Genomic DNA, 14,496 nt, shown 5'->3' with positions numbered 1-14,496 from the left:
AAACCTGGCACATGTTGTCAGGTTTTTTTATTTAAAATATTATGAAAAAAGAAGATTGTTTCTTTCTTGGAAAGATTGTAAAAAAATATAGTTTTAAAGGCGAGTTATTAATAAAACTAGACACCGACGAACCCGAATTATTCGAAGATATGGACTCTGTATTTGTCGATTTACGAAACAATTTGGTTCCCTTTTTTATTGAAAGCTCTCAACTTCACAAATCGGAATTATTGCGTATAAAATTTGAAGACGTAGATACAGAGGCCGATGCCGATGCTTTAATGAAATCGGATTTATATTTACCTCTAGAGTTTCTTCCAAAACTAGAAGGTAACAAATTCTACTTTCATGAAATTATTGGGTTTAAAGTTGAAGATGTTAATTTTGGAACTGTTGGCATAATAAAATCTGTAAACGACTCTACCGCACAAGCTCTTTTTGAAATCGATCGCGATGGTATTGAAATTCTAATTCCTATGAACGATGAATTTATTGTAAAAGTAGACAAGCCTAACAAAACCATTCTTGTAGAAACTCCAGAAGGATTAATAGATCTATATTTAGAGGAGTAAATATCAATTCTAAAATTCCAAAATCAAATTTAACGTGAAACCTTTTACATTCAAACAATTTGAAGTACAGCAAGATCGATGCGCCATGAAAATTGGCACCGACGCTGTGTTATTGGGGGCTTGGACTAGCCTAGAATCTCGACCTTTTTCTATACTCGATATTGGAGCTGGCACCGGCGTAATTGCACTTATGTTAGCACAACGCAGTAATGCCGAACTTATTGACGCCATCGAAATTGACGATGAAGCTTACGAGCAATGTGTAGATAATTTTGAGAACTCACCTTGGGGCGATCGCTTGTTTTGCTACCATGCATCATTAGAAGAATTTACTGAAGAAATTGAAGACGAATATGATGTTATAATTTCGAACCCACCATTTTATTCTGAAGATTATAAAACAGACAACAATCAGCGTGATCTTGCACGATTTGCTGATGCCCTTCCGTTTGAACATTTAATAGACAGTGCTTCTATATTACTATCTGAAGCTGGAGTTTTTAATGTGATTATTCCTTTTAAAGAGGAAGACTATTTTATTCAGTTAGCGGCCAAAAAACATCTGTACCCAAATAAAATACTACATGTTAAAGGCAATCCTTCTTCCGAAATAAAACGCAGTTTAATCGCGTTTTCCTTTTCAGAATTAGGTCCAGAAATTAACGAGCTTATAATAGAAACCGAACGCCATCAATACACCGAAGATTATATTAATCTTACCAAAGATTTCTACTTAAAAATGTAATGTTTTAATATGGAATCATTAATTTAGAGAGGTTAAATTGATGATTTTTCAACAAAAGATAATTGTACCTCACTTTTATCTAAAAACATACATTTGCTATGAAACCAGATTTATTTCAAGCTCCCGATTATTACCAAGTAGACGACCTATTATCTGACGAGCAAAAACTTGTTCGCGATGCCGCTAGAGCCTGGGTTAAACGCGATGTTTCTCCTATTATAGAAGACTATGCGCAAAAGGCAGAATTTCCTAAACAAATTATAAGTGGTTTGGCAGAAATTGGTGCCTTTGGTCCTTACATCCCAGAACAATATGGCGGTGCTGGACTAGATCAAATTTCATACGGTTTAATCATGCAGGAAATAGAACGTGGCGATTCTGGTATTCGTAGTACAGCCTCGGTACAGTCGTCTTTAGTGATGTATCCTATTTGGAAATACGGTAACGAAGCGCAACGCCAAAAATACCTTCCTAAATTAGCTACTGGCGAATGGATGGGCTGTTTTGGTTTAACCGAACCCGACCACGGCTCGAACCCTGGCGGCATGACTACCAACTTTAAAGACATGGGAGACCATTACCTTTTAAACGGTGCCAAAATGTGGATTTCTAACGCGCCATTTGCACAAATTGCTGTGGTATGGGCGAAAGATGAAAACGATAGGATTCACGGATTGATTGTAGAACGTGGTATGGAAGGCTTTTCTACTCCCGAAACGCACAATAAATGGTCGCTTCGCGCTTCGGCAACTGGTGAATTAATTTTCGATAATGTAAAAATTCCGAAGGAAAATTTACTCCCAAATAAATCAGGATTGGGTGCACCGTTAGGTTGTTTAGATTCTGCTCGCTATGGTATTGCTTGGGGTGCTATTGGTGCTGCAATGGACTGCTACGATACAGCTTTACGTTATAGTAAAGAACGCATGCAATTTGGGAAACCTATCGGTCAGTTTCAGCTGCAGCAAAAAAAATTAGCCGAAATGATTACCGAAATCACAAAAGCCCAATTACTAACTTGGCGCTTAGGAGTTTTAAAAAATGAAAATAAAGCGACTTCTGCACAAATTTCTATGGCTAAACGTAACAATGTAGACATGGCCATACATATTGCTCGTGAAGCCAGACAAATTCTTGGTGGCATGGGGATAACCGGAGAATACAGCATTATGAGACATAGTATGAACCTAGAAAGCGTGATTACTTATGAAGGTACACACGATATTCATTTATTAATAACCGGATTGGATATTACCGGTTTAAGTGCGTTTAAGTAAAAAACCCTATTTAGAACTTATATCTATCACCTTCAATACGAAACATTCCATTTAATGCATGGGATTTTTATGTATTTTTACTTTATGTTTTCATCTCAAAAAAGGCTGGATAGAGTCTATAAGAATGCTAAAACTATTGAATTTGACGACACCTCTAAGTTTATACTTTTTAGCGATTGTCATCGAGGAGACAATAGTTTTGCCGACGATTTTGCACATAATAGAAATATTTATTTCCACGCCCTTCAACAATATTGTAAGCATGGCTACCATTATATAGAATTAGGTGATGGCGATGAATTATGGGAAAATTTAACCTTTAAATCTATTTTTGAAGCCCATAAAAATGTGTATATGGTAATGAAAGCCTTTTACGATGATAAACGGCTTGATTTAATTTGGGGAAATCACGATATGGTATACCGCGATCCAGAATTTGTAAAAAAACATCTATACTCCTATTTCGACCCTAAAACAGGACTAGACGAAGACTTATTCAGAGATATTGAGTGTCAGGAAGGCATTCTATTAAAACATAAAACATCAGGCCAAAAGGTATTTCTTACCCATGGTCATCAAGCAGATTGGTGGAATTACACCTATTGGAAATTGAGTCGGTTTTTGGTGCGGATTTTATGGAAACCACTCAATGTTATGGGCATTTCAGATCCTACGAGTCCCGGAAAAAACTATACAGAACTTATAAGGATAGAACGCCGTATTAAAAAGTGGATAACCAACAACAACAACCTCATCACGATTACCGGCCATACGCATCGTCCACGATTCCCAGAGCCTGGACATATCGCTTTCTTTAACGATGGAAGCTGTGTGCATCCGCATAGTATAACGGGAATAGAAATTGAAAATGGCGAAATAACGCTTGTAAAATGGGACACCGCGACAACCGATGAAGGCTTTTTTAGAATCGTAAAATCGGTGCTCGAAGGACCTAAAAAGTTAATCGATTATAAAACCTAAAAAACAATACCCAAAACAACTCAATACACAAGTTATTTTGGGTACTATTAAATGTATAATATTAAAATGGATTTTAGCTTTCTGGTGCTAATTGCACTTCTAAACCTTCCATACCTGGTGTCATTTGAATCTGACACCCTAAACGGCTATTTTCTTTCACATTAAATGCTTCTGCTAACATAGCGTCTTCATCGTCTTGCATTTCTGGTAATTCATGATCAGATAAAACATAACATTGGCAAGAAGCACACATGGCCATACCACCACAAATACCAATAGTACCTTCTGGAGCTAGCTCGTAAGAACGCACCACTTCCATTAAATTCATTGCCATATCTGTAGGCGCTACTACCTCGTGGATAATACCGTCTCTATCTGTAATTTTTATATTTATATCTTGTTCCATAGGTTGTACTACAAGATTGGCTGCATTTTTAACCACAACCAAAACTTATTATTTATAATTTATTTTATTGCTTTAACAACAGCTTTAGGCGACTCTTTTCTGGTACCATCAAACCCATCAATTCCGCTTACCGTGGTATACTTTAATACGAATTTTTTTCCAGGGTTAATAATTTGATACGCCGCTTGGCACATTAATGTAGCCTCGTGGAATCCGCATAAAATCAGTTTTAATTTACCAGGATAAGTATTTACATCGCCAATAGCAAATATACCAGGAATATTGGTTTGGTAATCTAAAGCATTATTAACTTTAATAGCATTCTTTTCTATCTCTAATCCCCAATTTGCAATAGGTCCTAATTTTGGCGACAAACCAAATAACGGTATAAAGTGGTCGGTTTCTACTATAAATTCTTTTTCAATATGTTGAGACTGCGCAACCACTACGCCTTCAACCTTACCATGCCCGATTACATTAATAACCTCGGCAGGTGTAATTAAGTTGATTTTTCCTTTCGATTTTAATTCTTGAACTTTTTCTACTGAATCTAAAGCCCCACGGAATTCATTTCGTCTGTGAATTAATGTTACTTCTGAAGCGATATCAGCTAAAAAGATACTCCAATCTAAGGCCGAATCTCCTCCACCAGAAATAACCACACGCTTATCGCGATACACTTCTGGATCTTTTATAAAATATTCTACCCCGTTATCTTCAAAAGAAGCAATATTACTTATTAAAGGCTTTCTTGGCTCAAAACTTCCTAAACCTCCGGCAATAGCAACCACAGGTGCTTGATGTTTTGTACCCTTATTTGTGGTAACAATAAACGATCCGTCTTCTTGTTTTTCAATAGTTTCTGCACGTTCTCCTAAAGTAAAACCAGGTTCGAATTGTTTAGATTGCTCTAAAAGGTTTTTTGTTAAATCGCCTGCTAAAATTTCTGGAAAACCTGGAATATCGTAAATAGGTTTTTTAGGATATAACTCCGAACATTGCCCTCCTGCTTGAGGTAAAGCATCTATTAAATGACATTTTAATTTTAATAATCCGGCTTCGAAAACGGTAAATAATCCTGTTGGGCCTGCCCCTATGATTAGTATATCTGTTTTAATCATCTATAATTCTCTTCTAAAAAGTATTGCTACTTTTTTATTCTACATTTATCACTTGCTCAATTTGTGGGGCATACTTTTTAATGGTCATTTCTACACCCGACTTTAAAGTCATTTGGTTTACGCTACATCCTACACAAGCCCCTTGAAGTTGCACGCGTACTAATGTGTCGTCTTCTATAGAAATAAGGGAAATATTGCCTCCATCGCTTTCTAAAAACGGACGGATTTCATCTAACGCCTTCTCTACATTTAATCTTATTTCATCTGAAGTCATAACTTATTTTTTAACTGCTGAACACCCAGCCATAGTCGTAATTTTAATTGCTTCGGTAGCAGGTAAATCTTCATTTCGCTTAACTACCTCTTCCACGATATTTTGAGTTAACTTTTCAAAAGATTTCTCTAAAATTGTCGCGGTTTGTAAAGCTGCCGGACGCCCAACATCTCCTGCTTCACGAATACTTTGTACCAAAGGTAACTCGCCTAAAAATGGCACTTTTAAATCTTCTGCTAAATGCTTTGCACCTTCTTTACCAAAGATATAATATTTATTATCTGGTAATTCTTCTGGTGTAAAATACGCCATGTTTTCAATAATTCCTAACACCGGTACATTTATACTCTCTTGCTGAAACATGGCAACACCTTTTTTAGCATCGGCCAAAGCCACATTTTGCGGTGTACTTACCACAACAGCACCTGTAATTGGCAAGGCTTGCATAATGCTTAAATGAATATCTCCTGTTCCTGGAGGTAAATCTAATAATAGAAAATCTAGTTCGCCCCAATGTGCATCAAAAATCATTTGGTTTAATGCCTTTGCCGCCATTGGCCCTCTCCAAACCACAGCTTGATCTGGTTTGGTAAAAAATCCAATAGACAATATTTTTACGCCATAATTCTCTACCGGTTTCATTTTAGATTTACCATCTATAGTAACGGCTAAAGGGCGCTCAACTTCTACATCGAACATAATTGGCATAGACGGTCCGTAGATATCAGCATCTAATACGCCAACTTTAAATCCCATTTTTGCTAAAGATACCGCTAAATTTGCTGTAACGGTAGATTTTCCTACCCCTCCTTTTCCAGAGGCTACGGCAACGATATTTTTAATTCCAGGAATTTGTTTTCCTTTTATTTCATTTTTTGGTTTCCCAGCCGGAGCATCTACTTTTAAATTCACTTTAATTTTAGCTTTAGCATAAACTAAATCGTGAATAGTTTTTAAAATATCTACTTCGGTTCTCTTTTTTGCTTGTAAACTCGGGTTTGTAATAACTATATCTACAACAACTTCATCTCCAAAAACTACTACATTTTTAACCGCACCACTCTCAACCATATTTTGTCCTTCGCCGGGTACTGTTATTGTTTGTAATGCTTTTAAAACATCTTCTTTTTGTATCTTCATTTTAATTATTCTTTATGAAATTATATTGTGCCGTTGGCTCTTTAGATGTGCTAACAATGAATCGCTTATACAATTTCAGAAATTATTTATTTAGATTAATTCTAAGACACAAATATACTGTGAATTGTTTAGAAATTGAAGCACTTATTTGGCAAAGATTTGTTAATTAGCCCCGCCAAAGGAGGTTTGTTTTCTCTTTCCGTACAAAATGGTTTTTACTATCGTTTATTTTTTAATCATATATTGATAGCGCGCTAAATGATCTGTGGCTTGTAGAATCTTAGCTTTTAATTGCGGATTCAAGTCTGGATGACTCGACAAATACGCCGACAATACCGCTTGGGCTTCTTTAGACTGATATTGCCCAATTGTAGATTCTAACCATTTCTTCGGAAAAAACAAATCGCTTGTATTTTTAATATCTTCTAACAAATCTAAACTTAGCGGCACGTAATGAATAGCCTCTTTTTGATGCAACGGGTGATGAATAATCTGGTTTGCTGCGCCTACCCAAACCGAATTTGTTCTGTTTTCTACCGCCTTAAACGACAAAAATAAGGCTTCGCGATCTTTAGGGTTCGAAGATAATGCCGGTAATAAAAATGCAAACCTATCTTGGTCATCCTGACTAGAAATTTGCGTTGCAGCTACTTTTAAAATCTCATCGTGTTTAGGATGGTTGTACAAGGCCAATTTCATGGCTAAACTTGTAAAATCTTTTTCGTTTAATTTTAAGTTGTTAATGTTAATCGATTTATCCCAAATACCATACAACTGATTTAAACTTTCACCTTGATACGCTAAACTTACAAAGGCCGTATACACACTCTTTTTGATGGCCGTTGGCAAATTATCGTTTAATCTGTTATATAACACTTTTGCAACTTCTGGCTGAAGGGCATTGCGATCCGATTCATTTAAAAAGTGCCAAAACAAACTCGTAAAATCTGTAGCAAGGGTACTAATAATTAACTCATTGGTTTCTGTTTCTAAGCCCAACAAAAAGGCTTGTAATCCTGTTTTAACAGAAAGCGTTCCCGACAACACGTTCTCGTAAGTATTTATATAATTTGAGGCACGAACTACCTCATCTTTCAATCTATAACTCTGTAGTGCCGTTGTGCTATCTATAGGAAAAACACCGTAGCCATAACCGTTGCTATTATAGACTATAGACTCTGGTTTTGACATACCAATTAAGGCTTGAAGGTCTTGAGAATTCTCTTGAACGTTAATAGTGCGTTTCACTATAGAATCTTGATAAACCAAGGCCAATTCCAGTTGCTGTGGCCATATTTTAGAAGAACCATCTTCTGCTGCTTCATGAAGTTTTAAAGATGTAATGACATTATTTTCGTATTCGATAGCATTTGTGAAGACAGGGCGCCCCGATTGATTAACCCAAACGTCGCTCCAGGTATGAATATCGGCATCTGTTTTGGCGTCAAAAATGGCTATTAAATCATCCCAAGTTGCATTACTATTGGCATAGGTTTTTATGTATTCTTGAAGCCCTAACTGAAACTGTTTTTCTCCCAACAACATCTCTAACTGAGTCATCATTATTGGTGCTTTATTGTAAATAATCGCACCATATAAACTTCCAGCATTATTTAAATTATCTAAGGGTTGCCGGATGGCATTCGTCCCTTTTGTTCGGTCTACATTATAAGCGCTAGGTGCTTTTGTTACCAAATTTAAAAGCTGATAATTAACTTCAGGAAAACTAGGATTAACAACTTTAGCAGCCATGAAATTTGCAAATACTTCTTTAAGCCACACATCGTCAAACCAGTTCATGGTTACTAAATTCCCGAACCACATGTGTGCACTTTCGTGAGCTATTAAATTTGCACGATTCCAATGGGTTAGTTGTGGCATATAATCTTCAAAGAAAAGGGAAGATTCTTTATACTGAATAGCCCCTACGTGCTCCATTCCTCCAAATTGAAAGAAAGGAATTGCTGCAAAATCTAGTTTTTTAAACGGGAAATCATATTGTGTATAATCTTCTAAAAAAGCCAAAGACCGGTTGTGCATATTAAAAATAGGATCTAAACTTTCGTCAATTTTAACGGTATTTTTTTCACGGTATAAAAACCTGTGATTATCGCGAGTTACTTCATCGAATTTTCCGGCAACAAACGAAAATAAATAAGTACTCATAAGATTCGAAGGCTCGAAAATATATGTGGATTGTAGGTCGTTTTCGTCACTTACTTTTGCATATGTCGAGCTTAAAACCGTCCAATCTTTTGGTGCCGTAAGTTTTAAATTAAATACAGCTTTTAGGTTTGGCTGATCGAAACACGGAAATAAAGCTCTAGCATGATCTGGAACTAATAGGGAATACAAATATTCATCGTTTCTATACAAATATTGATCGCCTGCTTGGAAGTTTATTTGAAAAACATTTTCTCCAGGTTTTAAATAGCGCTCTGGAATAATCAGGTGTTCGTTTTTATAAATACTTTCAATACTATCTGAAGCGGTAAAAACAGTAGGAACACTAGTATTATTAGGGTTAAAATCTAAAACCAATGGTGCATCAGCCTTAGTTAAAGTAACATGTAACTCTAAATTCGCATCTATGGGTTGTGTTTTATCTTTAGGAAGATTAAAACTTAAATGGTAATTAATATCTGAAACTTGTGCTTTTCGATTTTTGGCTAATTTCCACGACACCCCTTTATCGAAATCATAGGTGTTTTGGGCAGATTTCTGGCAGGCTGCCAAACTTAATATGGCTAAACATATAACAACATATATTTTCATAGAACTCATTTAATTTAAACGAAATTTTAACTCACAAGCATTTAACTATGCTCAAAGGGTGCAAGGGCTTCATTAGGATCCCAATAATAATCTTTTAAAGGTACAACTTGATTATTTTTAACCACCACACCTTCTTCTTCCAACATCTGCTGCATTACATTAGTCCCTTCAAAATGAAATTTCCCTGTTAGTAAACCGTTTCTATTTACCACGCGATGCGCAGGCACATCGTTCATATAATGAGAGGCATTCATGGCGTAACCTACGATACGAGCACTTTTAGCCGCTCCTAAATAATTTGCAATAGCACCATAGCTAGTCACTTTTCCGTAAGGAATTTGTTTAACGACCTTATAAACCTTATCAAAAAAGTGTAGAGTTTCTGGTTTCATTACATTTCTTTTACAACTTGAATTAAAGTAATAATAGCGACAACAGCGGTTATAACACCTATACTTCTATTCATATTTTTTTGCGATTTAAACCGCTTACTTTTTATTTTATCGAAAAAGAACATATAAATATAGAGGGTTACGAAGGTTCCTGTAGCTGCGCCAAAAACATACGCTATCACGTTAGAGCGTTCGAAAGTTAGCCACCCAAACGAGGCTAAAGTAATACTCATATAGGCCTGAAAAGGAATAGGAAATATGTTTAAAATAGAGAGCAACATGCCCTGAAAAAATCGACTTTTTTTACTTCTAAATTCGCGTTGTTGCTTAACATCTATTTTTCCTTCGCCCTTTGCTACAAATAAAAAATAGATAGATATAAGGATAAATAAAACCAAAGCAACACGTTGTAACACATCGATAATGTCGGGGTGTTGTGTTAAATACCTAGCAAAAATTACGGCTAAAAAAGTTTGTAATAATACTACCACGCAAGCCCCAATAGAAAACATGACACCACGATTATGACCTTCTTTCAGACTAATTTTAGCCGCCGTCATATTTAATAAGCCCGGTGGCACAACCCCTATTAAGGCTACAATTAATCCTAGAAAAAAGACAAGGGTAATATTCAAAACCTATTTTAATTTAAAACGAATGTATGTTATAGCCTTCCCTTTTAAAAGGTATTGCGACTCGTAGAATGTTTGTATTTCGGTAACCTCTTCCGGGCTTCCTTCTTGCTTATACACATCGTGATTAGCATATAACACCTCATGCCCTTCACCATGTAATAAACCTAAAGTGTATCCGTGCATAAACTCGCTATCAGTTTTTAAATTTACAACACCATCGGGTTTTAAAATACGTTTATATTTCTGTAAAAACTCGGTATTGGTCATTCTATGCTTAGTACGCTTGTATTTAATTTGAGGGTCTGGAAATGTAATCCAAATTTCATCAACTTCATGATTAGCAAAAGCATATTCAATAAGTTCTATTTGTGTTCTTAAAAAAGCGACATTAGGAATCCCGTCTTCTACGGCTGTCTTGGCTCCTCTCCAAAATCGTGCGCCTTTAATATCGATACCTATAAAATTCTTATTCGGAAATTTCTTAGCTAACCCAACAGAATATTCACCTTTACCACAGCCTAATTCTAAAACTAAAGGATTGTTATTTTTAAAAACTTTTTCATTCCAATGTCCCTTTAAATCGAATGCTCCATTTACTAATTCTTCACGAGATGGTTGAAACACATTCCCAAAGGTTTCATTTTCTCTAAATCGCTTAAGTTTATTTTTGCTGCCCACTTTTAAAAATTTTACATGTAAAATAGCTGCAAAAATACGGCAGTGAGTTTTTACTTTACAATTTTTTTGCCTTTAGTTTTAAAAATTAATAATTTATAAAAGGTTTTATAAGTATTTAGACATATTGTATTGAAACTTTTTTTAGATATTTAATACGTTCTTTTAAACAGAAAGGATTACGAAATTTAATTAGAAATAGGAGCGGATTACGTCTTAATATGAAAAAACGAATACTTGTTGCGCCACTAAATTGGGGGTTGGGTCACGCTACACGATGCATCCCCATTATTAATCAGTTATTACGTTACAACTATACGCCTGTTATTGCCAGCGATGGTATAGCTTTAGCCTTATTAAAAAAAGAATTTCCCGACCTTGAAACCATAGCTCTTCCCGCATACGATGTGACCTATGCTAAAAAAGGCCATTTTTTTAAATGGAAATTATTAAAGGATTCTCCAAAACTTATAAAAGCTATTAAAGCTGAAAAAAAAGCAACCAAGGACCTCATTGAAACCTATAATATTGATGGTATTATTTCTGACAATCGCTTGGGGGTACATAGCAAAAAAATCCCTTCGGTATTTATTACGCATCAATTGCAAGTTTTAAGCGGAAACACCACATGGCTTAGCACCAAAATGCATCAGCGCATCATTGAAAAATTTAATGCATGCTGGGTTCCTGATCATGAAAACGAACCGAGTTTAAGTGGAAAACTAGGACATTTAGATGGCATTGAAATCCCTATTCAATACCTTGGTCCATTAAGCAGGTTTGAAAGAAAATCTATAGAAACACTTTACGATATTACCATACTCCTTTCTGGACCAGAACCTCAACGCACACTTTTAGAAACTCAGCTTTTAAATGCATTTAAAACAGATACTAGACGTATATTATGTGTACGTGGTGTTATAGAAGACGAGCAAACCATAACCAAAAATGGTAACATAAAGGTGTACAATTTCATGACGGGAAAAACTTTAGAGCACGCCTTAAACTCTAGTGAGTTTGTAATTTCTAGATCGGGATATACTACGGTAATGGATTTATCGGTATTAGGAAAAAAAGCATTTTTTATTCCAACACCTGGACAGTTTGAGCAAGAGTATTTGGCAGAACGTTTAGATGAATTAGATTTGGTTCCGCATTGCAAACAAGACAATTTTACGATAAAAAAACTAGATCAGCTTGAGTTATACAAAGGCCTAGACGGGCAAAACACAGAAATAGATTTTAAATCGTTATTTAGCCTTTTCTAAAGTAAACGAAAATTCGCTACCGACTCCAAAATCACTTTCAATGTAAATTTTTTCGTCGTGTGCTTCAATAATATGTTTTACAATGGCAAGCCCCAGACCCGATCCCCCTTCTTTTCTAGATCCACTTTTATCGACGCGATAAAAACGTTCAAACAATCGCGGGATATGGTTTTGAGTAATCCCTTCGCCATTATCTGTTACACGAACTATAATTTTATTTTTTATTAAATTTTCTATACTCACCTCGGTGGTTCCTTTGTCATGCCCGTATTTAATAGAATTTACTATTAAATTGGTTAGCACCTGCTGAATACGCTCCTGATCTGCTTTAACATAAATCGGTTTTTTATAATCTGTATCGAATGTTAAAGTAATTCGTTTTTTAGCAGCTTTCATTTCAAACATTTCAAACACATTCGAAATAAGCTCTACTATATCGAATTTTTCAATTTTCAGACTTAAATCACCAACTTCTAATTTCGTAATCATATCTAAATCGTTCACGATATAAATAAGGCGCTCTACCCCTTTACTGGCCCGATCTAAATATTTTTCACGTATATTTTTATCATCAATAGCACCATCTAACAGGGTTAAAATATAACCTTGAACAGTAAACAACGGGGTTTTTAATTCATGAGAGACATTCCCCAGAAACTCCTTTCTATATTCTTCTCTAACCTGCAAGGTTTCAATTTCAATCTTTTTATCTCGAGCATACTTATCAATCTCTTGAGTAAGTGTGGCCATGTCTGTATTTATTGGCTTTTTACGTAAACTTGTAGATTCTAGCAGCGTTAAATCGTCGTATATTTTTTTTACTCTTCGATAAATAAAACGCTCGACACGAAATTGAATTACAGCAAAACAACCTAAATAACAAATGATTGAAAACAGTAAAATTGGAAGAATTTTAAAGGTATAAAAGGCATATAAAAAAAATCCCATTACCAACGTTAAAAATAACGTTATATAAAGGGACGTTTTTATTGCAAACTTGTATGTTTTTTTAATTTTATTAGGCATTAATCTACAAACTTATAACCAACACCTTTTACGGTTTTAAAACAATCATCGCCAATTTTCTCTCTAAGTTTACGAATATGTACATCGATTGTGCGTCCGCCAACCACAACTTCGTTACCCCAAACTTTATCTAAAATTTCTTCACGTTTAAAGACTTTTCCTGGTTTAGAAGCTAAAAGTGATAACAATTCAAATTCTTTTCGAGGCAAGACTATTTCTTCATCTTTTAAAATAATTTTATACTCGTCTCTATTTATGGTTAAATGACCAATTTTAACAATAGAATCGTTATGAGACTCTTCTTTTAACCGTCTCAATAAGGCTTTAACTTTACTAACTAAAACTTTTGGCTTAATAGGTTTCGTAATATAATCGTCTGCACCGGCATCAAAACCTGCAACCTGAGAATAGTCTTCTCCTCTAGCTGTTAAAAACGTAATAATCGTATCTTTTAATTCTGGAATATTTCGGATTTGCTCGCAAGCTTCAATACCATCCATTTCTGGCATCATCACATCCATAATAATAAGTTGGGGTTTTACTTTTTTAGCTTTTCGTACGGCTTCTATACCATTTTCAGCTGTAAAGACTTCATAACCTTCTGATGATAAATTATAACCTACTATTTCTAAAATATCTGGCTCATCATCAACCAACAAAATCTTTATATCCATATTTCCTTTTTTAAAATATTATAACAATCTTCAAAGATAAAACATATAACAATCATTTATAAAATACCGCATACAAATAACATTATAGTAACCTGAATCTTACACAAAGATAATTTAAGTCGAATAAAAATACGGTTTAACAATTTTAGGAATAGAATTTGAGACGATTTTGTTACCTTTATATATTATTTTAATGCGATGAAAAAAAACTACTTATTTACTATACTTTGTTTTTCTTTGTTTTTTGTAATATCGTTTAATTCACAAGCTCAGGCTGTAGATAAAGATATTAATCAAAACATAGAAGACCTTTCTATTTACCCAAATCCGGTGAGTAATGGCAAGCTATATATTGTAACAAAAAGTAACCTTACCAAAGAAATTGAAATTTTTAATGTTTTGGGAAAATCTATTTTCCAAACCACGCTTTTTGGTAAAGAATTAAACATTTCTAAATTAAATGCTGGTATTTACATCATTAAAATTAAAGAAAACAACATTTCGACAACTCGGAAACTTATAATACGATAACGAA

16 protein-coding genes are annotated in these 14,496 nt (G+C 34.9%); 6 read left to right on the top strand and 10 right to left on the bottom strand.

All coding sequences use genetic code 11. The features are described from left to right. Positions 1-41 precede the first annotated feature (41 nt). From rimM to A9D35_RS13000, 4 genes are all read left to right on the top strand, one after another. Positions 42-572: a ribosome maturation factor RimM gene (rimM, locus tag A9D35_RS13015; protein WP_066223678.1), complete on the top strand. Its 531-nt coding sequence runs from the start codon at positions 42-44 to the stop codon at positions 570-572. 34 nt (positions 573-606) lie between these two features. Next, positions 607-1,317 (top strand): tRNA1(Val) (adenine(37)-N6)-methyltransferase, encoded by a 711-nt coding sequence (locus tag A9D35_RS13010; protein WP_235817900.1) that lies wholly within the window; start codon positions 607-609, stop codon positions 1,315-1,317. A 98-nt stretch (positions 1,318-1,415) separates the two neighbouring features. Further along, positions 1,416-2,594, top strand: coding sequence for an acyl-CoA dehydrogenase family protein (locus tag A9D35_RS13005; RefSeq protein ID WP_066223672.1), 1,179 nt, complete (start codon positions 1,416-1,418; stop codon positions 2,592-2,594). 54 nt (positions 2,595-2,648) lie between these two features. Next, on the top strand, positions 2,649-3,575 hold the full coding sequence (locus A9D35_RS13000; protein ID WP_235817899.1) for a metallophosphoesterase family protein: 927 nt from the start codon (positions 2,649-2,651) through the stop codon (positions 3,573-3,575). Positions 3,576-3,648: 73 nt separating this feature from the next. Here A9D35_RS13000 and A9D35_RS12995 read toward each other — a convergent pair whose 3' ends face one another. The 8 genes from A9D35_RS12995 to trmB all read right to left on the bottom strand — a co-directional run bounded on the left by A9D35_RS12995 (position 3,649) and on the right by trmB (position 10,996). Continuing rightward, positions 3,649-3,981, bottom strand: coding sequence for a 2Fe-2S iron-sulfur cluster-binding family protein (locus tag A9D35_RS12995; protein WP_066226088.1), 333 nt, complete (start codon positions 3,979-3,981; stop codon positions 3,649-3,651). 59 nt (positions 3,982-4,040) lie between these two features. Continuing rightward, the gene (locus A9D35_RS12990; protein ID WP_066223670.1) at positions 4,041-5,102 is read right to left on the bottom strand and encodes an NAD(P)/FAD-dependent oxidoreductase; all 1,062 of its coding nucleotides are present in this window, start codon (positions 5,100-5,102) and stop codon (positions 4,041-4,043) included. Between the two features lie 34 nt (positions 5,103-5,136). Further along, entirely contained in the window at positions 5,137-5,376 is a 240-nt protein-coding gene (locus tag A9D35_RS12985; RefSeq protein WP_066223668.1) for a NifU family protein, read from the bottom strand. Between the two features lie 3 nt (positions 5,377-5,379). Further along, positions 5,380-6,516 (bottom strand): Mrp/NBP35 family ATP-binding protein, encoded by a 1,137-nt coding sequence (locus A9D35_RS12980; RefSeq protein ID WP_066223667.1) that lies wholly within the window; start codon positions 6,514-6,516, stop codon positions 5,380-5,382. A gap of 225 nt (positions 6,517-6,741) precedes the next feature. Continuing rightward, positions 6,742-9,291 (bottom strand): M1 family metallopeptidase, encoded by a 2,550-nt coding sequence (locus A9D35_RS12975; protein WP_066226085.1) that lies wholly within the window; start codon positions 9,289-9,291, stop codon positions 6,742-6,744. 41 nt (positions 9,292-9,332) lie between these two features. Further along, positions 9,333-9,683: an MGMT family protein gene (locus A9D35_RS12970; protein WP_066223666.1), complete on the bottom strand. Its 351-nt coding sequence runs from the start codon at positions 9,681-9,683 to the stop codon at positions 9,333-9,335. Further along, complete coding sequence (locus tag A9D35_RS12965; RefSeq protein ID WP_066223665.1) at positions 9,683-10,318, bottom strand: LysE family translocator; 636 nt, start codon at positions 10,316-10,318, stop codon at positions 9,683-9,685. Before A9D35_RS12965 ends, A9D35_RS12970 begins: the two co-directional genes overlap by 1 nt. A gap of 3 nt (positions 10,319-10,321) precedes the next feature. Continuing rightward, positions 10,322-10,996, bottom strand: coding sequence for a tRNA (guanosine(46)-N7)-methyltransferase TrmB (trmB, locus tag A9D35_RS12960; protein WP_066223663.1), 675 nt, complete (start codon positions 10,994-10,996; stop codon positions 10,322-10,324). 218 nt (positions 10,997-11,214) lie between these two features. On the opposite strand from trmB, the gene A9D35_RS12955 reads away from it, so the two are divergent. Continuing rightward, positions 11,215-12,261, top strand: a complete 1,047-nt coding sequence (locus A9D35_RS12955; RefSeq protein WP_066223661.1) for a glycosyltransferase — start codon at positions 11,215-11,217, stop codon at positions 12,259-12,261. On the opposite strand, the gene A9D35_RS12950 is transcribed toward A9D35_RS12955, so the two are convergent. Then, positions 12,244-13,287, bottom strand: a complete 1,044-nt coding sequence (locus A9D35_RS12950; protein ID WP_066223658.1) for a sensor histidine kinase — start codon at positions 13,285-13,287, stop codon at positions 12,244-12,246. The two genes, A9D35_RS12955 and A9D35_RS12950, sit on opposite strands and share 18 nt — an antisense overlap. Next, complete coding sequence (locus tag A9D35_RS12945; RefSeq protein ID WP_066223656.1) at positions 13,287-13,961, bottom strand: response regulator transcription factor; 675 nt, start codon at positions 13,959-13,961, stop codon at positions 13,287-13,289. Before A9D35_RS12945 ends, A9D35_RS12950 begins: the two co-directional genes overlap by 1 nt. A gap of 237 nt (positions 13,962-14,198) precedes the next feature. Between A9D35_RS12945 and A9D35_RS12940 the strand changes: the two genes are divergently transcribed. Beyond that, on the top strand, positions 14,199-14,492 hold the full coding sequence (locus A9D35_RS12940) for a T9SS type A sorting domain-containing protein (protein WP_369692171.1): 294 nt from the start codon (positions 14,199-14,201) through the stop codon (positions 14,490-14,492). The last annotated feature ends 4 nt before the right edge of the window (positions 14,493-14,496 follow it).

The organism is Formosa haliotis (assembly GCF_001685485.1).
Lineage (GTDB): Bacteria > Bacteroidota > Bacteroidia > Flavobacteriales > Flavobacteriaceae > Formosa > Formosa haliotis.
The sequence above is the reverse complement of the archived record's forward strand: the minus strand, read 5'-3'. Positions and strand labels throughout refer to the sequence as shown.